Below are 23,040 nucleotides of genomic sequence, written 5' to 3' on the forward strand. Positions count from 1 at the left end.
AGGTTTTACTGATGGGCTGCCTGCTGGCCAGCCCGGTCTTTGCCGAGGCGCTCCTGACGCCGTCCCAGGTGCAGGCCGCCTATCGCAGTTCGGAAGCGCAGTTGCTGGACCGCAGCGGCGCGCCGCTGCAATCGTTGCGCGTGGACATGAAGGTGCGGCGCTTGCCGTGGGTGCCGCTGGCCGACATCTCGCCCGCCGTGCAGCAGGCCGTGCTGTTGGCGGAAGACCAGCGCTTCATGCGTCATGGCGGCGTGGACGTGTCCGCGCTGGCCACGGCCGCCTGGGACAATCTGTTTTCAAAAAAGCCCCGGGGCGCTTCGACCATCACCATGCAGCTGGCGGGCCAATTGGATGCGGACTTGCAGGCGTCCTCGGGCGGGCGCAGCCTGCGCCAGAAATGGGACCAGATGCGTGCCGCCCAGGCTATCGAGGATAGCTGGAGCAAGGCGCAGATTTTTGAAGCCTATTTGAACCTCGTATCGTTCCGCGGCGAACTGCAAGGCATCGCGTCCGCCTCGTACAGCCTGTTCGGCAAGGCGCCTTCCGGCCTGAACCAGACGGACGCCATCATCCTGGCCAGTCTCGTGCGTGCGCCGAACGCGCCGCCGGCCGCCGTCACGCGGCGCGCCTGCGCGCTGGCGAAAGAGTGGCGCATGGACAGCAGCTGCCAGCTGATCGGCCAGCGCGTGCAAACGGCCCTGCAGCGCAACGCGTTGTATGCGGAACTGGCGCCGGCGCCGCAAGTGGCGCAGCAACTGCTGAAGCAGCCGGGTGAGCAGGTCGCCAGCACGCTCGATGGTCCCTTGCAGCGTTTCGCGCAGGAAAACCTGCGCCAGCAACTGGCGTCCTTGCGCGAGCGCAATGTCAACGATGGCGCCATCATCGTGCTCGACAACCGCAGCGGCGAGATTCTCGCGTATGTCGGCAATGCGGGCGGCAGCCACGTCGATGGCGTGACGGCCCTGCGCCAGGCGGGATCGACATTAAAACCGTTCTTGTATGAACTGGCCATCGAGCGTCGGCTGATGACGGCCGCGTCCGTCATGGACGACTCGCCGCTCGATGTCGCCACGGCGTCCGGCATGTATGCGCCGCAAAACTACGACCGCAACTTCAAGGGTTACGTCAGCGCCCGCACCAGCCTGGCCAGCTCCCTGAACATTCCCGCCGTGCGCACGGTGCTGCTGACGGGGCAGGACGGCTTTTATAACCGCCTCAAGGAAGTGGGCCTGTCCAGCCTGACGGAACCGGCCGAGTACTACGGCCCCTCGCTGGCGCTGGGCTCGTCCGAAGTGACCTTGCTGGAACTGGCCAACGCCTACCGCGCGCTGGCCAATGGCGGGCTGTACAGCACGGCCAGCCTGCAGCCTGGCCAGGCTGGCAAGGACCGGCGCCGTGTGATGGAGCCGGGCGCCGCCTTCATCGTCGGCGATATCCTGGCCGACCGCGCCGCGCGCAGCATGACGTTTGGCTTGCGCAACGAGCTGGGGACGAATTTCTGGAGCGCCGTCAAGACGGGCACGAGCAAGGACATGCGCGACAACTGGTGCATGGGCTACTCTGCGCGCTACACGGTGGGTGTATGGGTGGGCAATTTCGACGGCAAGCCCATGTGGGACGTGTCGGGCGTGACGGGCGCCGCGCCCGTGTGGCGCGACGTCATGGATTACCTGCACAAGAACGTGCCCAGCCACGCCCCGAAAGCGCCATCAGGCGTGTTGCAGCAGATGGTGGCGTACCAGCCCGCACTGGAAGCGCCGCGCCGCGAATGGTTTATCGCCGGCACGGAAAGCCCCGTCATCGCCGTCTTGGGCGACACCGTGAAGCCGCCCGCCATCGTGTATCCGGCCGAGGACAGCATCCTCGCCATCGACCCCGACATCCCGCCCGCCCTGCAGCGCGTCTTCTTCCAGGCCCAGGGCAGCCGCGACTTGCGCTGGGTGCTCGACGGCAAGGACCTGGGCGCGGCCCTTGACAGCATCAGCTGGCGCCCCATGCCGGGCAAGCATGCGCTGGCCCTCGTCGACGATGCTGGCAAGACGGTGGCGAAGGTTACGTTCCAGGTGCGGGGGAATGCGCTGGCATCGCTTGCCGCACACTGAGATCAGTTCGACGGATAATTTGCCGGGTCGATGGCTGGCGTGGCGTAATGCCGCAGCACATCTCCGCCGTGCGGATGCTTTTGCGTGCGGCGTTTTTCGTCCGATGGCGGGCTGACCAGCACGATGCTTGCTTCGTCCGGATTGCGCAGGTTCACCACGGCGCTGACGCCGCCATCGCGGTAGCTGCCCATCACGGCTATGGCCATCTGCACGAACAGCGTGGCTGCCCCAGTGTTGCCCAGGCGTTGATCCGTGTCTATCCATTGCGCCGTGTTGCCGCTGTCGAGTTCCGTGCCGCCATCTTCCGCATGTTTCAGCAAGGTCTTGTGCAATGCAAGCAGCTGCGCCTGATTGCCACCGGTGGCGGCGACCAGGCGCGCCGGCGCGGCGGGACGCTCGGCTTCCGGCAAGCTGTGCAAGGCTTGCCGCCAGCCTGCCTGCAAGGCTTGTTCGCGCTGGTCGCGCCGCACGAGCGGTTTGCCGTGCTCATCTGTCATCTTGACGAAGGTAGGCCGGTGGATGAAGCCGAAGGTGGGCAGGCGGTCCAGCTGGGCCAACTGCTCCTTGTTGAAGGGCAAGGGAAACCAGGGCGTGGGTTGCCAGTCTTTTGGCGGGTGATACGTTTTGTGCTTGAGCCTGTCGACCATGCTGAAACTGCCCGTATCACGGATGTCGGGGCGCTGCGCGAATTGCGCGGCGACGGGCAGCCATTCTGCGATTGAGGGCTGGCGCTGGGTGAAGGCCGTCGGGTCTTCCTTCTTGCGCGGGTGCGGCACGGCCCGCATCAATTCGTCATACGCCAGATACAGGCGCCGCGCCACACCGTAGGTATTCAAGTCATCGACGCTGTCTTCGGGCGGCGCGTCATCGTAGGCGAACTTCCGTACGGCCTCAATGCGCTCGCGCCGCGCCAGCACGAAGAGGGCGGAGGCGTCAGGCATTTCGGGGATGTAGCGGCCGTCCTTTATGAGTCGGGGAGATCCGTCGGGCCGATACAAATTGCGCGTGGGCATGCTGTCTTCGGAATTGAGCACGATGTAGGGCACGTCGGGATGGGCATCGAAAAAGGCGAATACATCTCCCAAGATACGGTCCGGGTTTTCGCTGAAGCGACGAGGGCCGGCGACAAACAGATGCCAGTGCAGACCAGAAGGTGCGGCACCTGCGGCCAAGCCTATTGTCGGCGAGTCGGGCCTGTCCAGCATGCGTGAGTTGTAGATCTGTGACTCAGCATTAAACACGGGTACACCGAAATACATAGGAATGTACTTCGCGCCATTTTCCAGCGCATCGCCCCCACGGCTGCCCGATATTCCAGATCTTTCTCTCGAATTCCAAGGATATTTTTGACTATCCTGCTCGCGGATACTGGCATATGCATTTCCCTTTTGCAGTGCGTCCCATAAATTGCCCTGTCGGTATTTGTCCAGCGTGACGCCGAGGCCGATCACTTCCAAGACATACTCGCGTTTGTCCTGCTCGTTGGGTGTCGCCTGCTGTACTTGCAGCTTTGCGACGGCCACAGGCTTGGACGAATGCAGCCAGCGAGAACCGAGCAATGTGGCAGCTACAATGGGTGGGATGAGCAAGAGCCATTGCAGGTGCTGCCATATTTTGCTGCTCATCGTGCGCTCCAGTAAGGAATGTGATTGGATGATCAATAAAGACCCAAGCAGTAGCAGTGCCAGTGCACCAAGGCCAGCGCCAAGTGGATACTTGAAGCGTAGAAGCAAGTTTTTCATTTTGGGATGTCATCGCTGGCTTTATGAACGACCGGCGTGACGACAGACGTGGTGCGTCTGCCGTTGACTAGTTCACACACGACGGTGGAGGGCAGGCCGGCTTGCAGGGCTGGGACGCAGGCTGGTAGCTGCCCCGAACTGTAATAGTTTGCGTTTCCTTCTATGAGTTGCTTACGTGCTACTGGCTCGGCGGCCCAATAGATGGAAAAGTCCTCCATGAAAGCATCCCATCGCAATATCGATGAGCGTTCAGGTATTTTCATGTCGTTTTGCAACCGCCAATCCGCCACCGCACACAAATACCGGTAAAACTGCGGGTCGCTGCTCGCCTTGCCGCCACCGATGGCCACGTCATATGCCGTCACGTTGCGGTGGTTTTCCGCGTTGCCGATGATGGCGCCATGGAAGGATTTGGGGCTGACCTCGTTCTGCCAGCGCTTGCGCGCCTCGTTCGGGGTTTCTTCGCGGTTGACAAGCAGCTTGTCGCCGCCACCCGGATGGCGGGAGACGCGGTCGATTTTGCATTGGTCGCCCGCTTCCTTGCCCAGGTTCAAGGCCTTTTCCACCTGATCGCGCTGGCCCGAGCCGAACATGCCGGCGGCGTATTCGGGGATGCGGTGCTGCAAGGGGCGTGGGTCGGCGATGATTTCCTGCTTGCGCATCCGCAAACCTTTCTTGCTGGTCACCGCGATGGCCGCGTCGATCGGATCGACTTCTTCGCACGGTCCCTGCTGGCCGCGCGGCAGCTTGGCCTGGTCGGAATCCCTCGGAAACTGCCCGGGTTTGACTTCGCCGCCGTCCAGTACGGCTTTCATGGGCACGCGCAGCGCTTCGCCATTGATCGTGCGCAAGCCTTCGCGCTGACCCGCTTCCGTGGAAAAGATATTCCATTTGCCGGGTTTGACGGGCGGCCATTGTGCCTCGTCATGGTTGCCACGGTGGCCCCGGTTGGCACCGGCCACGTGGGCATGGTCGTCCTCGCTTTCCAGGCGCAGGGCGAAGTCGTGCGGCGGCAAGCCCACCAGCACCGGGCCGTTGTTCTTGCCAGCCGCGTCAAGGCGCTGTTTGATCGTAAACACTCGCTGGTAAAACCCTTTGCCCAGTTCCACCAGCGGCTGGCGGTGCTGGGATTCCTTGTCCCAGCAGGTGGGGCCATCACCCCAGATGCTTTTGTCCGTCTTGCCCTTGGTTTTGGACAGGCCATGACCGTCGATGTGGTCGGGTATGCCCTGCCAGCCGATGCCCTGCATATTATCCAGTGCCACCGTCATATCTTCGGGGCAAAAGTACAGGTAGACCTTGCCCCGGTTGTCGCGGTCCGCTTCCGCGCGCCATGCCGCCCCCGCCATGCCATGGCAGACGGCGTGATCCTTGATGTGCGCAAAGGCGGGTGTGGCGTGCTTTTTTGCCACTACGCCCTGCACGATCTGCGCCAGGGTTTGCAGGCGTGCATGCAGGGTCTGGCGGTTGTCGATGGCGTCGTACTGGCTTTCCATTGCCGCGTCCCTGCCGCCGCCGAAGATGCGGCTCGATTCCGCCGCACCAAAAAACATGGTCGTGTCTTCCACCAGGCTGTAGGGGGGATGCGTGAGAATCAGCGTGTCGGCGGGCCGCTTGCCTTCGTCAAGCAGGAAGGCTTGTGCCAGCAGCGAGATCAAGCAGCCCTGGCTGTGCGCGACGATGGAGACCACGTCGTTGCTGTCGTAGTCGCGGATCATGGCAATCAGCGCTGCCAGGCGCTTGGCCGCCAGCACCATGTACATGCGGCCCGGCGCCGTCATCAGCGGGCGCACGGCGTCGCCGCCCACATCGTAGGGCGAGAATAATCCCTTGTTCCACATGTCGGGCAGGGTATTGGTGGCATTGCCGAAGGGGCCGCCGTTCTTCGACATATCCTTGTCCAGGCGGTTGCCGTAGCGGTCAGTGTTCTGGCCGTTGACCACTTTGCTGGAGTTGCTGCGTTCGCGAAAGCCCCAGTAAAACGGGATAACCGGGCTGTACGTCGTTTCATCAGGCTGGCGCTTGAAATACACATCGTCCGGATCGGCTATGATTTCACGCTTGTCGACCTCCTGCGGCAGGCGGTAGGTGGCCGGGGTGAACACGTGGCCGCCGCCATACATGCGCGCATCGAGTCCCTGGCAGAGTCCTTTTTCCACGGCGCCAAAGCTGGTACCGACGTCGTTAACGCCATGAATGATGATGACGTTGCCGGGCAGTTCAGGGCGGATGCGCACGATGGCGTCGTTGAGGCGGCCGCAATGGAGCAGGGCGGTACTCTTGCCGCTGGTGTAGGGAAGTTTGGGATACGCCATCGCCGCTCCATGCTGACCAGACAGTTCAGTGTAGAGGAGCGGGACTGCGGATTAATTGCGTTTACGCAAGCATTGCTGGAAAGAAGGCCGTCTTATGGCGCGCTGAGGATCTTCGTCAGCGCGATGCGATACGCGGGCTGCACGTCGCCATGCTGGTCCAGCTTGTCCGTCATGATCACGCCGAAACCTTGCGCGTACCACACGTATTCGCCGCTTTTGCCTTTGCTTTTGCCGCCGACGTCATGCAGTTCGAACTTGCAGGCGTCGGGGAAGCGGCGCCCGCCCAGTTCCAGGCGTTCCCAGCCCAGGAAGGTGATCGAGAAATTGCGCTCGTCCGTGCGCGTCGAGGTGGTGATCTTGTCGGACAGGCCCGCCAGCGGGTAGTGGGTGCTCGTTTGCGTGTCCGAAAATTGCACGCGCACTTCCTGGCCGGGGCGCATGTTGGCGGGGATGGCGGACTGCGGCGTGTAGACGTTCTTGCTGCGCACGCTGCCGTCTTCATTGTAATGGACGTTGCCTGTCAAGAATACCTGGCCATCGCGGATGTCCTGGTAGGACGTGGCCAGCAGCACGCCGCCATCGAGGATCAGCTGCGTGCCCTTTTGTTTCTTGCCCTCGAAGGTTTCCTCGACGTTGACTTGCGCGTCGCCATTGTTCTTGCTGAACTTGATGCCCGTCGTCAGTTCCATGCACTCGCCCACCGTGGGCGCCGCCTGTACGCTCGCTGCCGTCAAAACGCTTGCCGCCACCATCCCGAACCATGCTGCTTTCATTGTCTTCCTGGCTATCTTGTAAAGGCGTGATGATAGCGTGTCTGGAAGCAACGTGGCGCAGCGCTGATGCTATTTCACGGGGGCGATGGGGATGCTGGGCACCGCAGGTGTGGACGCTGGCGGCTCGGTGGGTTTGCCGCTGCGCGGTTTGTCCCCATGATTGGCCGTCGGTTTGCCGCGCCGCGTGCGCTTGTCCATGCGGGTTTTGCTGGTCTTGCCGTCGTGGACCAGCTTGCCTTTGTTATCGAGCTTGTCGGAGGCATCCGACTGCTGGCCGGGGTCCTTGGCGTTGTTGGTGTGGTTGCCCGTTTGGTTCAGATTCGTCGTCGACTGGGCTTGCACCCAGGCGCCGCCAACGGTCATCAGGGTGGCGGCCAGCAAGAGAGCGGGAGTTTTCATGGTGCGTGTCCTGTATGGAAAGTAGGGAGTTGCTGTCGAGACTGGATTGTCACATGCGTGCCGTCGTATCCAAGTAGGAATATGCCGCATGCGCGTGTGAGTATATTGCCAGTGTTCACGCTTGTTGGGCCGCACGCAAGCGCAGGCGCCGGGCGCTCAGGCCATCGCGCACGGACCATGCCAGCGAGACGGCGCCCATGGCGGCCAGCCACTGGCCGGGTCCGCCGGGCGGCAGGGCTTGCATGGCCGTCGGCAGGACCAGCCAGCTGGGCAGTGCTTGCAGCAGCAAGGTGGCGATCACGCCCAGGTTGATGAAGAGCAGGACGTGCAAGATACGTTCGGGCACGGGCAAGCGGCGCGTGTCGCCTTCGACCACGGTGTCGCGCAGCGAGACCAGTATCTCCGCAAGCAGCAATGCCACGGGCCACCACGCCAGCCAGCCATGCCAGCTGAACAGGCCCAGCGAGGGAAACAGCAGGCCGAAGATGACTTCGCGGGCGCTGTGCAGGCGCTGCTCGGCGGCCGCGCCTGGGCGCGACGGCAGCCGCGCGAGCAGCTCGTGGTTGAGGATGACGTCTGTCCCGCCCAGCAGGCCGTGCAGCAGCAACGCGGCCTGCAGCGCCGTCATGGCTATCCCGTGCCGCGTTGCCGGGGCTTAGCGGCCGGGCTGGCGCGGCGGCACCACGCCCGTGTTGCCCGTGGTGCCGGAGTTACCAGTGTTGCCAGTGTTACCCGACGTGCCAGAGGTGCTGGTATTGCCGGAAGTCCCCGATGTCCCTGACGTGCCCGAAGTTCCCGACGTGCCTGTACCGCCCGTATTGCCATTCATGTTTTGCGTACCGCTGCGCGCGGCGTTGCCTGCGGACTGGCCGGCGCTGCCCGGGGCGCCGCCGCCCGAGTTGCTGCCGCTGGTGGACTGTCCCGCGCTGGTCGATTGTCCCGTATCGTGATTGCGCGACTTGCCGGATTTCTGCTTCTGCTTCTTGTCATGCTTGCGCGGCGTGGTGTCGTCCTGTCGCGTATTTTGCTGCGTATCTTGCTGTGTCGCCGTGCCCGTGTTGCCGGTGTTGCCTGTGGTATTGCCAGTGCCCGTCGATTGCGCCTGTGCCAGGGCGCTTGCACTACCGAACAGCAGGATGGCCAGCATCAATGCGGATGGTTTCATGGGAACTCCTTCTCGTGGCATGAAGTGGAGTACCGATTCTGGCACGCGCGGGCAGGGCTGCAAGTAGGAGCGCGCCGCCTGCTGCTGTGGGTGCATGGCTGGCCGTGGCGCAGGCGTCAGCGGAACTGCTCGGTTGAAATGTCGAAACGCTTGAGCTTGTCGTACAGGGTTTTCTTGGGAATATTCAAGCTGGCGGCCGCCTCGATGACGTTGCCGTTGTGGCGGCGCAAGGCTTCCTCGATGATGGAAATTTCGAACGTGTCGACTTGCTCGGCCAGCGACGCTTCGCGGCAGCCGGCCGGGCTCAGGGTGTCGTCGAGCAGGCCCAGCACGAAGCGGTCGGCCACGTTGTGCAGCTCGCGCACATTGCCGGCCCAGCGCTGCGCCATCAGGGATGCGATCAGCTCGCCGCTGACGAGGGCGGCCGGCTGGCCGTAGCGCAGGGCTGCCTGCAGCACGAAGAACTCGAACAGCAGGGGGATATCCTCGCGCCGGTTGCGCAGGGCGGGCAGGGTCAGGCTGGCCACGTTCAGGCGGTAATACAGGTCGGGCCGGAATTTCCCCTGTTCCGCCAGCACATTCAAATCTTCCTTGGCGGCGGCGATGACGCGGAAATTCACGGATATCAATTTGTTCGAGCCTAGGCGCTCGACCTGCCGCTCCTGCAGCACCCGCAGCAGTTTCACTTGCAGGGCCAGCGGCATGCTTTCGATTTCATCGAGGAACAGGGTGCCGCCGTTCGCGTACTCGATCTTGCCGATGCGCTGGCGCTGCGCGCCCGTAAACGCGCCTTCCTCGTGGCCGAACAGTTCCGATTCGAAGATCGATTCGGGCAGGGCGCCGCAATTGATCGCGACGAACGGGTGGTCGCGCCGCTCGCTGAAGTCGTGCAGGCAGCGGGCGATCAGTTCTTTGCCTGTCCCCGTTTCGCCGAGGATGATGATGTCGGCCGATTTCGGCGCCAGGTTCAGCACCAGCTGGCGTACCTTGGCCATGGCCGCGCTGCGGCCCACGATGCGCGCTTCGATGCCGACCCGCTGCTCGAGCTGGCGGCGCAAGTTCATGTTTTCCAGCACCAGGTGGCGCTTGTCGAGCGCGCGGCGGCACACTTCCACCAGCAAGTCGGCGGAAAACGGTTTTTCGATGAAATCGTAGGCGCCACGGCGCATGGCGCCCACGGCCATCGACACGTCGCCGTGTCCCGTGACGAGGATGACGGGCAGGCTGGCGTCCTGCGCCACGGCGATATCGAGCAGTTTCAAGCCATCCATGCCGGGCAGCTTGATGTCGCTCAATAAAATGCCCGCAAATTCGGGCACCAGATAGGGCAGCGCTTCCTCGGCCGTGGCGACGGCCGTCACTTGCAAGCCCGCCAGTTCCAGCGATTGCCGGGCGCCCTTGCGCACGACGGCATCGTCTTCCACCAGCAGCACTTGCATGCCTTCAAAATTATTCTCGTGCATACCCTATTCCTTCGTCTCTATCTTATTCTCCCCCGAGGCGCAGCTCAGGGTGATGGTAAATTGCGCGCCGCCCCCTTCCTGCGCGCTGCGGTTGCGCACGGCCAGGGCGCTGCCGGCCGCCCGCAGTATGCCTGCGCTGATCGACAATCCCAAGCCCAGCCCGTGTTCCTTGGTTGTATAGAAGGGGTCGAAGATCTTGTCGAGCGAAGCCAGCGGGATGCCGGGGCCATTATCGGTGATATGCAGCACGGCGAGCTCGCCTTCGCGGCGCACCTGGAACCAGATTTGCACGGGCTCGTTTTCCGGCACGGCATCCATGGCGTTCGTGATCAGATTGGTAAACACCTGTTCCAGGCCGATGGCGTTGCACAGCACGATGATGTCTTCCTCCAGCCAGCTTTCATGCAGGGTCAAACGCTGCGAGTTCTTGCGCGTGCGGATTTGCAGCATGGTTTGCGCAAACGCCTGGCGCACGCTGACGGGTTTGCGCGCATCGTCGCTGCGCCGCGCAAAGCCTTTCAGTTGCGAGGTCACATAGCCGAGGCGCTTGACGAGGTCGGAAATGGTCGACAGGTTGTCGAGCGCATCGTCGATCTGGCCCCGCGCCAGAAACACCTTGGCATTGTCGGAAAACGTTTGCAGGGCGGCCAGCGGCTGGTTCAGCTCGTGCGTGACGCCGGCCGCCATCTGGCCGATGGCCGCCAGCTTGCCGCTTTGCACCAGTTCCGCCTGGGCATAGCGCAAGGTTTGCTCGGCCCGTTCGCGCTCGGCCACCTCGGCTTGCAGGCGGCCATTCGCGTGGACCAGGTCGGCCGTGCGCTGCTCGACCTTGATTTCCAGCTGTTCATACGCGCGCGCCAGGGTTTGTTGCGCGTTGAGCTTGTCGGCGATGCGGCGCCGGCGCTGGCGCGCATACATCAGGGCCAGCAGCAGCAAGGCCCAGCCCAGCGCGGCGGCGATGGCCGCGTTGCGCGCCGCCTCATTCACCTGGTCGAGCTCGGCCAGCACCGTGATCTGCCATTGCAGCGGGCCCAGCGCACGGTTCACGGCCAAGTAGTCGGCGCTGCCGGACAGGGCGGGGGTGTCACTCGTCTGCGGACGTTCCAGTGTCATCACGCTGGCGCCGTCGGCGAACTGGCGGCTGACGCGGTGCGGCAGGATGGGCAGATTCTCTTGCAGGAACTGGCGCTGTTCGCTGATGTCTTTCTTGGCGTCCACCGACAGCGGGGCCAGGGTCTTGAATTTGAAGGCGGGGGCGGTGGCCAGGATGATCACGCCATTCGCATCCTTGACCCAGATCTGTTCGCCCGCGCCGGGCGTGCGCCACGATTGCTCGATCCAGTCCAGGTTGACCTTGGCGGCGACGATGCCGATGATGCGCCCGTCGCGCTGCACGGGCTGCGAAATGAAATAGCCGGCCTCGAAGGTGGAAAAGCCGATGCCGTAGAAGCGGCCGATGCCGCCTGCGATCGCGTTCTTGAAATAGGGACGGAAGCCGTAGTTGACGCCCACGTACGAGCTGCGGTCTTGCCAGTTGCTCGACGCCAGGGTCGTGCCCTTGTCGTCGAGCACGTAGACGGCAAAGGCGCCCGCGCGGCGGTTCATGTCGACCAGGTAGGCGTTGATCTGCGTGACTTTAACTGCGCTGGGCTGCTCCAGCAATTGCGCCACCGCATCGCTCTGGGCCACGGCCAGTGGCAGGAATTCGTACTTGTTAAGGGCGCCGCCGATGGACGCCGCATACAGTTCCGCGCGCGAATCCAAGGTGCGGTGCAATTCGTCGAGCTGGCGCTGCTTGACCCAGGCATACGACGCCCACGTCAGCACGGCCAGCGACCCCACGGCCAGCAGGGGGGCGAGTAGCTGTCTCAGGGGCCATTTGCCGGATGCCATGGTGCTCCGTGTGTTTGTTTGTGGCAATCTGGGGTCAGACCCGGCGGGGGGATGCGCCCCAATGGGGCACGTCCCGATCGCGAAACGACTGACCCCATTATTTAATCAGCCGTGCTCGCCATCGTTTCCGCATTATGGTGCCTTTGCTGCTCTTCCATCACCATCTCGCCCAGCATGCGCTTGAGGCGGTTGAACTCGGGGTCGCTCGGGTCGCGCGGGCGGGGCAGGTCGATGGCCACGTCGCGCTTGATGGTGCCGGGACGGTAGGTCATGACGATGGTGCGGTCGGCCAGGTAGATCGATTCCTCGATCGAGTGCGTGACGAACACGATGGTGGTGCCGAAGACTTTCCAGATTTTCAGCAACTCATCTTGCAGGTTGCGCCGCGTCAAGGCGTCCAGCGCGCCGAACGGTTCATCCATCAGCATGATCGGCGAATCGAGGGCCAGCACGCGGGCGATTGCCACGCGCTGGCGCATGCCGCCAGACAAGTCTTTCGGGTAGCGGGCACGGAATTCCGTCAAACCCAGCATGCTCAGCAGCATGTCGACCCGTTCCTTGATCTCGGCAGGCGTCTTGCCGGCGATTTCCAGGCCGAAGGCGATATTGCTCTCGATGGTCATCCAGGGAAACAGCGCGTATTCCTGGAACACCATGCCGCGGTCGGGACCGGGCTCGGTGATCAGCTTGCCGCCAGCCAGGATCTGGCCGGACGTTGGCTGCGAGAAGCCGGCGATGGCGTTCAGCAGGGTCGACTTGCCGCAGCCGGATGGTCCCAGCAGGCAGATGAACTCGCCGCTGGCGATTTCCAGGTTGATGTCTTTCAGGGCGATGACGTCCGCGCCGCCCGTGGTGAAGATTTTATTGACTGCATTGATATTGATCGTGGTCATGGCCGTTCCTCTCAGTGTTCCAGGCCGCGGTGCCACTGCAGCAAATGATTATTCAGGGCATTCATGGCGATATCGATGGCCAGGCCGAACAGGCCGATGGTAAACATGCCGGCGATAATCTTGTCGGACCAGAAGTACTCGCGCGCTTCCAGGATGCGGAAGCCGAGACCGCTGTTGACGGCGATCATCTCCGCCACGATCACGACGATGAAGGCCGTGCCCATGCCGATGCGCGCGCCGGCCAAAATATACGGCGTGGCGGCCGGCAGGATGACGCGGCGGAACATCGTCATCTGGCTGGCGCCCAGGTTGCGCGCGGCGCGGATGTAGATGCCGTCGACCTGGCGCACGCCGGCGATGGTATTCATCAGCACGGGGAAGAAGGAGCCGATGCTGATCAGGAAGAAGGCGGGCGGGTTGCCCAGGCCGAACCACAGGATCGCCAGCGGAATGTAGGCGATCGGCGGAATCGGGCGCAGCACCTGCACCAGCGGGTCGAACAGTTTGTAGATGGTCTTGTTGGTGCCCATCAGCAAGCCCAGCGGCAAGGCCAGGCCGGCGCCGATGGCAAAGCCGCCCAGCACGCGCGACAGGCTGGCCCAGGCGTCGTGCGGCAATTCGCCGGAGAACATCCACACCAGGTAATTGCCCGCTTCGGGCGTGTACGCTTCCATGGGGATCAGGTATTCATACCATTTCACGACCACGGCGACGGGCGAGGGCAGGATCTGTGGGTTGATCCAGCCGAACGTCGACATGGCTTGCCACAACAGCAGCACGGCGACGGGCACGGCGGCGCCGTGCGCGAAGCGTTTCATCATTTGAATATTCATCGTGACACTTTCAGATTAGCGAGGCGCGTAGGATTTCTTGGCTTTTTCCAGCAGATCGAGCTTGACCCAATCCTGGGCGGCAGGCGCTTTGGCCATGCGGCCCACGCCGAATTTCACCATGTAGTCGGTGGTCAGCTGCACGTGGCTTTGCGTGATGTCTTCCGTGAAGATGGCGTTGTCGATGGCGTCGCGGTAATCGTCGGAGGTGATCTGGTTCTTGAACATCGATTCGCGCACGTATTTTTCCGCCAGTTTCGGGTCGGCCAAAAATGCCCGCGTGGCGGCGACGAAGCAATCCATGAAGCGCTGGGCCACGGCCGGCTTTTCCTTGTACATTTTTTCCGTCATCACGAGCGCGCGCACGGGCTCGCCCAGCGGCGTGTCGTAGGGCTTGATGATGGCCGCGCCGTATTTCTTGTGGATGGCCTGGGTCGAGTACGGCTCGGACTGGCTCATGACGTCGATATCCTTGGTCAGCAGCGCCTGGTTCAAGTCGGGGTAGCCCATGTACAGGATCTGCACGTCCTTGCCCGGCTTGTCGGACCAGGTCAGCTTGGCCTTGGTCAGCTCGGCAAACAGCAGGATTTCCTGCGGGCCGCCGCGCGTGACGCCGACTTTCTTGCCTTTCAGGTCGGCGATGCCCTTGATGTTCAGGTCGGGACGTCCGACGATCTGCACGCCGCCCTTGGCAAAGCCGCCCACCAGGTACACGGGCAAGCCCGTGGCGCGGCCCGTGATGGCCGCTTCCAGCGCGCTGGCGGACACGTCGATTTCGCCGGCGATCATGGCTGGCACGATGTCGAGGCCCTTGGCGAAGATGCGCTCTTCGATCTTCAGATCGTATTTCGGGGCGATTTCCTTCATGTAGGCGACGGCGCCGTAATGGGCGAATTTCAGGTTGCCCAGGCGTACGGTATCGGCCGCGTGGACGGCCAGCGGAAATTGCGCGGCCAGGGCGACGGCGACGGCCAGTGCCTTGGTGTTGAGGAAGGACGAGATGCGGAAGGTGCGTGCCATGCTGTTGTCTCCAAAAGGTAGATGGTTTTTATATTGGGTGAGGCCGCCGCTCTGATGACGGCTATGAAAATATAAAAGCATCTTCCGTGCCAGTGGAGCGCATTTTGACGTTTATTGCAAGTGATTGTTTATAAAGGTTTAATTTGAATCTATTGAAAATGGGAAATGGCGAGATTCCGCCTTTCCGCACGGCGAGGGGAAAGATTGTGCGGATTGCCGCATTTTGGCGGGCGGGTTCGGCATCGGCTTGCGCGCTTACATGCCGTTGAACCTTCATGGCGTGGCCGACTCCAATCGTAAAAAAACGCGTTGCAAACAGGCTGGCAACGCGTAACTCCCCCGTGGAGTAGGGGCGGCGCCGCGCGGGCGCCTGATGGATCGGCTCGACGTCTGCCAGGCTTACTTTGGCGTCGTGGCGGGTGGCAAGGCCGGTGCGGTGGCCGGATCGGTCAGAGGCGCAGGCGGCGTCGTGCTGCCGGGCACCGTTTCCGGCGTGGCTGGCGCGACGGGCGGCGGCATTACTTGTGGCGCGGAAGCGGGGTTGGGCGCCGTTTCGGGCAGCGGGGCTTCGGCCGGTTTTTTGCAGGCTGACAAGGTGATCAGGGCGGCGGCGGCCAGCAGACTAGGCATGTTCATGATGGTTCCTTTGCAAAGTATCAAGAAGTGGCGCGATGCGGGCGGCGGGTGCCGCGCGCGAAGCTTGAATTTATTGCAAGAATGCCGACGCTTCTGTTCGCTATTTCACTTTGTGCGCGAATGGGGCACAGCGTTGTAGATGCCTTTTATGGATGTCGCCAGAGAAATAATTCAGCAAGGCAATATTTTTCACTTTCTTGCTTCTAATGTTCGTTAACGCACAGACCAGTGAGGAGCAGGATGGCATTCTGTGTCCAGACGCTCAGGATTCGTGGCGTTCTGGTATAAAAATTGCCAAGAACTTAACAATCCGGGCTACCGGCAATCGTTTAAAAGGAGTATTCAAATGCATGCAATGACTCAGTCTCACGTGAAGAGCGAATTAAAGGCAGCGCACCAGGAACTTCGTAGCCCCGAAAAAGGCTCGCAAATGGTAGAACGCGCAGCACCGATCCCCCCGGAACGCATGAATCCCATTTCCATGGCACCGATCGAGCGCGTGCGTTCGACGTCGGCCACCCTGCGCCGCATCGAAAACATGCAAAAGCTGATCGGCGAATTGTCGCTGCACGAGATGCTGGCCGACGAAATCGCCTGGTTCCTCAAGTTTTCGCCATCGGGCGCCCGCAAATATATCCGCGACCTGCGCGAAGCGGGCGTGATCGAACTGGCCCGCTACATCGAAGGCACCGCCACTTACCTGGGCAAGGCAGTGTACCAGCTGACGCCAGATCCTGAGCGCGTGCGCGCTTTCCTGGCCGCCATCGTCCAGCCGAAACGCGAAGGCGCGCCACCGCGCAAGGACCGTCCAGGCTTGCGCGAGCAAAGCATGGCAGGCAGCGGCCGCCACTTCCACATCCTGGCCGATGACACGCATTACGCCATCCGCGTCAACCGCGGTCCCGTGACGCGCGATCCGCTCGTCGCCGCGCTGTTTGGTGCGCCACAGCAAAAGTCGGCCGAGTAAAAACTGCGTCTGAGCGGCCGCCTGGCGGCTGGCGGGCGGAATGCTTGTGGTTTTGATTCTCAGATGCATGTCGAAAGCCGGGTTGCAACCCGGCTTTTGGCGTTGGGGCATGCCGTTTCATGTAGCCTGATTGAAAAGACTGCAAGCATCCCCATGTGGGCTGGACCGCTGCCCGCGACGCGCGGGTTCACTTGAAGGAGCTGTCCTTGTCTGCCTACGCCGTGTTTTCCTGCCCCATTGCCCTCATCCTGAAGCGGGCCGCCGCATGAATCCGCTTCTGTGGATTGCCCTCGTCACGGCCGCCATCGTGTTTTCGCTGTGGTTTCCCCGCTGGCGCTTGAAGCGGGCCTTGGCGAAACCCTTGCCGGCTGAAGGCCTGGCCGTGCTGGAAAAGAATATTCCCGTGTATCCGCGCATGCCGGCCCCGCTGCAGGAGCAGTTGCGCCGTCTCGTCGTGCAATTTCTGTACCAGAAGAAATTCGTCGGTTGCGGCGGCCTGGAGATCACGGACGAGATGCGCTACACGATCGCCGGCCAGGCTTGCTTGCTGCTGCTGAACCGCCAGACGCAGGTGTATCCGGAACTCGACACCATCCTCGTGTATCCCACGGAATTCATCGTTACGCGCAATGAAGTGGGACCGGGCGGCGTGGTCACGCCATCGGCCAATGGTTTATTGGGCGAATCCTGGGGCGATGGCAGAGTGGTGCTGGCCTGGGACCACGTGCAGCGCGGTGCGGCCGACTGGACCGATGGCCACAATGTCGTGCTGCATGAATTTGCCCACCAGCTCGACAGCGAATCGGGCGCCGCGAATGGCGCGCCATATTTGCCTAACGTGTCGAGCTACCGCAGCTGGGCCACGGTGCTGTCGCGCGACTTCGACAACCTGCGCCACGACGCCATCTACCAGCAGCACAGCGTGATGGACCATTACGGCGCCACGAATCCCGCCGAATTCTTTGCCGTGGCCACGGAAACCTTCTTTGAAAAGCCATATCAGATGGCCGAGCACCACGAGGAACTGTACGCGCAATTCTTGCAGTACTACAAGGTCGACCCGCGCGACTGGATGGCGCCGCCCGTGGAGCCCGAACACATGGCCTCGCCGTTTCCCAACTACGCAGCGCACTGGTAAGCGTTCAGCCCAGCAGCCGTCGTTTCAGCGCGGGATAGCTGCTGCGCGACACGGGTATGCCCGCGCTGGTCTGCGTGTCGAGCGCGTATTTGCCTCCCGCCGCGATCTGCAGCCTTTTGAAACCCAGGCTGTTGACGATGTAGGAGCGGTGCACGCGCAGGAAGTGGGGCGGCAGCAGGGCCATGAGCTTGTCGATAGGCAAGTCATGAAAACACTGTTCGCCGCTGCGCAGCACGATATTGCTGTAGTGGCCATCGGCTTGCACATGGTCGATGTCGGCCATGGCGATCCATTCCAGCGCACCGCGTTTCTTGACGGCCAGCGAGGCCGCTTCCGTGTGCCGCCCCGTATAGCGTTGCAGCGCCTTGTGCAGCCGTTCGTGGCTGAAAGGCTTGGCAACGAAGTCGAGCACGCCAAACTCGAACGCGGTGATCGAGCGTTCCGCATGGGCCGAGACGATGATGGTCTGGAACGGGGCTGTCTGGGCCAGGCGCAGCAAGTCATAGCCGTCCGCGCCATGCAGGTTCAGATCGAGCAGCAGCAAGTCGACCTGTTCCTGGGCCAGGGCGGCCAGCGCTTGCGGGACATTGTCATGCAGCGCCAGCGCTGTCAGGCGCGCGCCGAAATGCGCGCGCACCTCGCGTTCGAGGCCTTGCGCGATCAGCGGTTCATCTTCCAGTATCAACACATTCATGGCGCCGCCGGCAAGGTAAAGGTGAGGCGCCAGCCCGCCTGCTGCTGTTCGCTGGCATATTCACGCTGATAGCGGGCCGCATCGCCGAACACGGCGTGCAGGCTGGCGCGGATGTACTGTTCGCCCACGCCGCCGCCCGCATGCGGGCGTGTCTCGCCTTCGGGCAGGATCAGGGTGAGTACGTGCGTTTGCGCATGTTGTGCGATGCGCAGGATAAAGGGGGCGCCGTGGCGGTAGCGGTTGTGGCTGAACGCATTTTCCAGCGCCGTCAGCAAGGTGGCGGGCGGCACGGTGATGCCCGCCGCCTCGCCATCGAGCTGCAGGCTGCACGGCTGCTGCAGCCGCGTGCCCATGATGCTCAGGTAATTCTCGCACAGGGCCAGTTCCTGCGTCAGGGCGATGCTGGGCTGCTGGGCGAATTCGTTGAGCATGCGCAATTCGGCGCCCAGTGCCTCGATGAAGGTTTCGGCCGCCTGCGGCGATTGCGCGTTGAGTTCGCTGATCAGGCTCAGGGAATTCATCAGGAAATGCGGCTGCATGCTTTTGCGCAAGAGCTGGTTTTCCAGCTGCTGGGCGCGTGCCGCTTTGCTGCGCTCGCCCAGCAGCTGGGCCAGCAATTGCGCGCACAGGGGCAGCAGCAAGAAGCACACGACGAGGGCGAAGCCGCCTTCGGCAAACTGGCTGCCCGTCAGCAGGAACAGGGCGCACGAGGCCAGCGCGATCAAGGCGCCGCCGAGACTGCCCGGCAAGCGGCGCCAGAGGGCGCCCAGATTGAGCGCCAGGCTCGCTGCCAGGCCCGTCAAAAACATCCACCAGCAGCGCGAGTCGAAATGCGCGGGCAGTGCGCCGGCCAGTGCGCTGGCCGCCAGCAGCACGGCCGCCGCCAGCGGCCAGCGGGGCAGCCGGTATGCCGTATAAAAATACAGGGGCAGCAGGGCGGAAAACAGCCAGGTCAGGGCGCTGACGGCGTACAGGCGCGGCAAATGCATGGGATAGGTATAGCCGGCAACGCTGCGCCAGAGTTCCACCACCAGCAGCAGCGCCGCCACCAGGCATAGCGCGGCAAACATGGCCCAGTGCCGCTGCCGCTGGTACAGCGCCGTCAAGGCGAGAAACAGCAGGGCGACGGCGCCCAAGGCCCCGGCCAGGAGCAGTGGCGGCAGCCTGTACCAGGCCAGCGCCGCGCGGTAGTCTTGCCGGTCGACCAGGTACAGCGCATACAATGGCGACGCCAGGCGGACCTGCGCCTGCTGCGTCGACAGCAGCAGGCGCAGGTGGTGCGTGCCCATGGCCAACTGCTGCGGCCTCAGGTGGATGGCGAAATCGATGTCGCCCGCGCGCTCACCGCTGGCCTGGCGGGCCGGCTGGCCATTGTTGCCGATCAATATGCCATCGAGCCAGACTTCGCTGGAAGCCAGCGCCGACAGCACCAGCAGCTGCGTCGACGAGGGCGTGGCGGCCAGGGTGACATCGCGCTCGACGCACAGCAGCTGGCCCGGCTTGAGCAGCTGGTACAGCGAGGCGGCGGGCGTGGCGCGCGTTGCGCCGCAGGCGCGCCAGCCTTCGGCCAGCGATAGCCTGTCCATGCCCATGGCGAAAGAGGGCAAGGCCAGGCAGCACAGCAGCAGGTAGCGGAAGACGGAGGGCATGGCGGGCATTGTAGCTGCTCATTTGCTACCCTGTTGCTACCCCTTTGCAACATTTTCATCCACTTCGGTGCCATTCATGCGGGCCACGTGCAGTTCGTGCACGGCTCGCCAACGGTGTGTAAAAGACACTTACCATGCATCAGCGCCGTGCTGTGGACACGGCCCTCACCATGGAATATTAATTATGCAAAGCAGCAAATACTACGGTTTCGCCGGCGCGCTGGCGCTGTTCTGCGGCGCGGCGCCAGCCGCTCCTGCTCCCTCATCCGCTCCTTCCGCTGCGCTGGCCGCGCGCCTGGCCGATTTCGACGGCTGGGTCGCGCAACGCATGGACAAGGCCCGTATCCCGGGCGTTACCGTCGGTTTCAGCCAGGGGGACGTGGAATGGGTCAAAGGCTATGGCTATGCGGACCTGGAAAACCGCGTGCCGGCCACGGCCCGGTCCAGCTACCGGCTGGCGTCCGTCACCAAGCCCATGACGGCGGTGGCCATCCTGCAACTGGTCGAACGGGGCAAGATCGACCTGGATGCACCCGTGCAAACCTATGTGCCGTACTTCCCCGTCAAACCGTTTCCCGTGACCGTGCGCCAGTTGCTGGGCCACCTGGGCGGTATCGACGCCTACCGCAACAGCAAGGCGGAAAAGCACTTCAAGGAGCACAAGGATACGCGCCAGTCCATCGCCGTCTTCGAGCAATTCGACCTGATCGCCGAACCGGGCACGCGCTTCCGCTACACCAGCTATGGCTACAACTTGCTGGGCGCCGTCATCGAGAGTGCCTCGGGCGAAAGCTATGGCGGCTACATGCGGCGCCACGTGTGGGGGCCGCTGGGCATGGACACCATCGTGATGGATGACCCCGACGCCGTGATCGCCCATCGCGTGCGTGGCTACCGGCTGGCCGGCAAGGAGTGGAAAAATGCGGAATTCGTCGACATCAGCAGCCGCTTTTCCGCCGGCGGCACGCGCGCCAGCGTGCCCGACATGCTGGCGTTCGGCAGGGGCGTGCATGAAGGCAAAATCCTGTCGGCGGCCAGCGTGGCCGCCATGGTGCAGCCGATGGCCACGCGCGCCGGCCGCTTGACGGACTATGGCATGGGCTGGGAAGTCGTCCCGACGGGCGGGCGCTACGCCATCGCCCACAGCGGCCAGCAGCCGGAAACCGTCACCTATCTGTACAGTTTTCCATCGCGCAAGCTCACCATTGCCGTCGCCGCCAACCTCGAGCGAGCCAATCCCGAGGTGTTCGTGCAGCGCCTGTTCGAGGTGGTCACGGGCGAACCGTGGCAGCTGAACACGTATATCGCCGATGCGGGCGCGCAGCGCGCGTACCAGGTGGCGCAAGGCCTGTTCGAGGAAGGCAGGTCATACGTCGAGCGCACGGATCAGCCGTATGCCGATGCGGCCGCCACGCGCGAAGCCTTTATGCAAATCAACCGGCAAGCGCTGGCGCCCGATGCCAGGGCGGCGCGCGCCTACATCGACGCGGCCCGCCATCCCGCAGGCGGCCGCGTGTTTCTCACGGCCGGCGCCAGCATGGCCAGGCAGCTGCGCGAGGCAGGCGTCGACCTGAATCAATACGCGCGCGGCGGCGCGCTGGCGTTTGCACGCGACTATGTCCTGTTGTCGCAAGGCACAAAGGCGGGTGCCTTGCCTCGCTTCGATCCCGTTTTCGAGCAAGCCATCGTGACCCTGGCTGGCAGCTGGGACCGCACGGCCGCCATCGCCTGGCCGGCCGCGCTCGCCTCCATCGCCGCACTCGATGGCCAGCTGCGCGCGGCCTTCCGCGGCCAGCGCGCCTATCCCGATTTCGTGCCCGAGCTGCAGGAATTGGCGCAAGCGTCGGACGCGCGCGGCGAGGCGGAGGCTGCGCTGGCGGCCAGCCGTTTGGCCGTGGAACTGTATCCGCTCAGCGACCGCGCACACGCGCTGCAAGGCTTGACCCTGCTGCGCGCCGGCAAGACGGAAGCTGCCCTCGCTGCCCTGCGCCTGGCGCTGGAGCGCGATCCGCTCGGTGCGGCCAGTCCGGCGGCGCTGAACCTGGAAGCCTATCGGTTGAAAGGCAGCGGCGCCGTGGCGCAAGGCATGGCGGTGCTGCAGGCGGCCGTCAGCCTGCATCCGCGCGACGCGAATCTGCACGACAGCCTGGCCGATTTTTATGTGGAGCAAGGCTTGCGCCCGCAGGCTGTCGCGGCGTACCGCCAGGCGCTGCAGCTTGATCCCCGCTATCCGGGCGCCGTGGGGGCCAAAGCGGCGATCATCCGCCTCGGTGGAGAGGCGAGGGCGCTGGCGCCATAGGTGATGCCTTACAACACCTAACAAAACCGTAGCGAGCGGAAGGAAGTTGCGGTTGAAAAGCGCAACTGTACGAAGGTACAGTGAGCATCGCAGACCGCAAATTACGACGCGCAGTAGGTTTGATAGGTGTTCTTAGATGAAATCTGCATAAATATGGGTGAAAAGATTCCTTTTTGGAAATAAGGGCGCCGCGGTCTAATGGCGGCATTCGTTATCCACCAGAGGAATCCCATGCAGACCCGTCTTCACTTCGCCGCGCTTCTTTTCACCACCATCGCCTTCACCCAGGTGGCGCAAGCGGACCAGCTGGCCAGCATCAAGGCGAAGGGCGAGCTGGTCTGCGGCACCCTGGGCACGGACGAGCCGAACAGTTTCATCGACGCCAGGTCGCGCCAGCTGGTCGGCTATGAAGTGGACTTGTGCCGCGCCATCGCCCAGGGCCTTGGCGTCAAACCCGTGATCAAGCAGCTGGCCGTGGCCGCCCGCATTCCCGAATTGCAGCAGGGCCGCATCGACATCCTGACGGCGTCCCTGACGCACAACAAGGAGCGTGAAGCGCTGATCGATTTTTCCCTGTCCACGTTTTACACGGGCCAGCGCGTGCTGGTCAAAAAAAGCAGCAATATCACGACGGTCGCTGGCCTGGCCGGCAAGAAAGTGCTGACCGTCAAGGGGGGCACGCAGGAGCCGAATATCCGCAAGGCCGTGCCCGGCGTGGATGTGGTGACGTTCGAGACAGCGGGCCAGGCGTACCTGGGTTTGCAGCAGGGAAAAGGCGCCGGCTATGTCGACGATGAAGTCTCGCTGCTCAACAACTACGCCAAGCTGGGCGCCGCGCAAAAAGACTATATTGTGCTGCCGCAAAACATCAGCCAGGAAGTGTTTGCCTTCGGCATCCGCAAGGGCGAAACGGGCGTGAAAACAGCCGTCGATCAGGTGCTGCGCGGGCTCGAGAAATCGGGCGAGGCGGAAAAGCTGTTCTTCAAATGGTATGGCCCGACGAGCAATGTGAAATTCCAGAAACGCACATTTAGGATTGAATCGGACAAGGTCGACGCCTGA

Annotated in this window: 19 protein-coding genes; 5 read left to right on the forward strand and 14 right to left on the reverse strand. The window is 63.1% G+C overall.

Features of this window, described 5'->3' with window-relative positions:
* Positions 1-11 precede the first annotated feature (11 nt).
* A complete protein-coding gene (gene pbpC / locus GYK42_RS08390) occupies positions 12-2,102 on the forward strand; it encodes a penicillin-binding protein 1C (RefSeq protein ID WP_166447207.1) in 2,091 nt (696 codons plus the stop codon).
* 2 nt (positions 2,103-2,104) lie between these two features.
* Here the strand turns inward: pbpC and GYK42_RS08395 are convergent, their stop codons facing one another.
* From GYK42_RS08395 to GYK42_RS08450, 12 genes are all read right to left on the reverse strand, one after another.
* Positions 2,105-3,844, reverse strand: coding sequence for a type VI lipase adapter Tla3 domain-containing protein (locus tag GYK42_RS08395; protein ID WP_166447105.1), 1,740 nt, complete (start codon positions 3,842-3,844; stop codon positions 2,105-2,107).
* Complete coding sequence (locus GYK42_RS08400) at positions 3,841-6,159, reverse strand: T6SS effector phospholipase Tle3 domain-containing protein (protein ID WP_166447106.1); 2,319 nt, start codon at positions 6,157-6,159, stop codon at positions 3,841-3,843. The genes GYK42_RS08395 and GYK42_RS08400 overlap by 4 nt, the downstream gene beginning before the upstream one ends.
* Before the next feature lie 92 nt (positions 6,160-6,251).
* A complete protein-coding gene (locus GYK42_RS08405; RefSeq protein WP_166447107.1) occupies positions 6,252-6,932 on the reverse strand; it encodes a hypothetical protein in 681 nt (226 codons plus the stop codon).
* Between the two features lie 69 nt (positions 6,933-7,001).
* Complete coding sequence (locus GYK42_RS08410) at positions 7,002-7,331, reverse strand: hypothetical protein (protein WP_166447108.1); 330 nt, start codon at positions 7,329-7,331, stop codon at positions 7,002-7,004.
* Between the two features lie 115 nt (positions 7,332-7,446).
* Positions 7,447-7,959 (reverse strand): hypothetical protein, encoded by a 513-nt coding sequence (locus tag GYK42_RS08415; RefSeq protein ID WP_166447109.1) that lies wholly within the window; start codon positions 7,957-7,959, stop codon positions 7,447-7,449.
* 27 nt (positions 7,960-7,986) lie between these two features.
* Positions 7,987-8,496 carry a hypothetical protein gene (locus tag GYK42_RS08420; RefSeq protein WP_166447110.1) on the reverse strand — a complete coding sequence of 170 codons (510 nt, stop codon included), beginning with the start codon at positions 8,494-8,496 and terminating at the stop codon, positions 7,987-7,989.
* 116 nt (positions 8,497-8,612) lie between these two features.
* Complete coding sequence (locus GYK42_RS08425) at positions 8,613-9,959, reverse strand: sigma-54-dependent transcriptional regulator (protein ID WP_166447111.1); 1,347 nt, start codon at positions 9,957-9,959, stop codon at positions 8,613-8,615.
* Positions 9,960-9,962: 3 nt separating this feature from the next.
* The gene (locus tag GYK42_RS08430; RefSeq protein WP_166447112.1) at positions 9,963-11,852 is read right to left on the reverse strand and encodes a sensor histidine kinase; all 1,890 of its coding nucleotides are present in this window, start codon (positions 11,850-11,852) and stop codon (positions 9,963-9,965) included.
* 101 nt (positions 11,853-11,953) lie between these two features.
* Positions 11,954-12,745: an ABC transporter ATP-binding protein gene (locus GYK42_RS08435; RefSeq protein ID WP_034786306.1), complete on the reverse strand. Its 792-nt coding sequence runs from the start codon at positions 12,743-12,745 to the stop codon at positions 11,954-11,956.
* A gap of 11 nt (positions 12,746-12,756) precedes the next feature.
* Positions 12,757-13,566: an ABC transporter permease gene (locus GYK42_RS08440; RefSeq protein ID WP_370385376.1), complete on the reverse strand. Its 810-nt coding sequence runs from the start codon at positions 13,564-13,566 to the stop codon at positions 12,757-12,759.
* Positions 13,567-13,593: 27 nt separating this feature from the next.
* On the reverse strand, positions 13,594-14,595 hold the full coding sequence (locus GYK42_RS08445; protein WP_046682445.1) for an ABC transporter substrate-binding protein: 1,002 nt from the start codon (positions 14,593-14,595) through the stop codon (positions 13,594-13,596).
* Positions 14,596-14,994: 399 nt separating this feature from the next.
* Positions 14,995-15,231, reverse strand: a complete 237-nt coding sequence (locus GYK42_RS08450) for a hypothetical protein (RefSeq protein WP_166447113.1) — start codon at positions 15,229-15,231, stop codon at positions 14,995-14,997.
* Positions 15,232-15,697: 466 nt separating this feature from the next.
* Between GYK42_RS08450 and GYK42_RS08455 the strand changes: the two genes are divergently transcribed.
* Complete coding sequence (locus GYK42_RS08455) at positions 15,698-16,198, forward strand: winged helix-turn-helix domain-containing protein (protein ID WP_223278908.1); 501 nt, start codon at positions 15,698-15,700, stop codon at positions 16,196-16,198.
* 265 nt (positions 16,199-16,463) lie between these two features.
* A complete protein-coding gene (locus GYK42_RS08460; RefSeq protein ID WP_166447114.1) occupies positions 16,464-17,336 on the forward strand; it encodes a zinc-dependent peptidase in 873 nt (290 codons plus the stop codon).
* Positions 17,337-17,340: 4 nt separating this feature from the next.
* On the opposite strand, the gene GYK42_RS08465 is transcribed toward GYK42_RS08460, so the two are convergent.
* Together GYK42_RS08465 and GYK42_RS08470 are read right to left on the reverse strand one after the other, a co-directional pair.
* Entirely contained in the window at positions 17,341-18,030 is a 690-nt protein-coding gene (locus GYK42_RS08465; RefSeq protein ID WP_166447115.1) for a LytR/AlgR family response regulator transcription factor, read from the reverse strand.
* Entirely contained in the window at positions 18,027-19,688 is a 1,662-nt protein-coding gene (locus tag GYK42_RS08470) for a histidine kinase (RefSeq protein WP_166447116.1), read from the reverse strand. Before GYK42_RS08470 ends, GYK42_RS08465 begins: the two co-directional genes overlap by 4 nt.
* A gap of 175 nt (positions 19,689-19,863) precedes the next feature.
* Between GYK42_RS08470 and GYK42_RS08475 the strand changes: the two genes are divergently transcribed.
* Positions 19,864-21,978 (forward strand): serine hydrolase domain-containing protein, encoded by a 2,115-nt coding sequence (locus GYK42_RS08475; RefSeq protein ID WP_166447117.1) that lies wholly within the window; start codon positions 19,864-19,866, stop codon positions 21,976-21,978.
* Between the two features lie 231 nt (positions 21,979-22,209).
* Positions 22,210-23,040, forward strand: a complete 831-nt coding sequence (locus tag GYK42_RS08480) for a transporter substrate-binding domain-containing protein (protein WP_166447118.1) — start codon at positions 22,210-22,212, stop codon at positions 23,038-23,040.

Origin of the sequence: Janthinobacterium lividum, assembly GCF_011601275.1 — a bacterium.
Taxonomy (GTDB): Bacteria; Pseudomonadota; Gammaproteobacteria; order Burkholderiales; family Burkholderiaceae_D; genus Janthinobacterium; species Janthinobacterium lividum_E.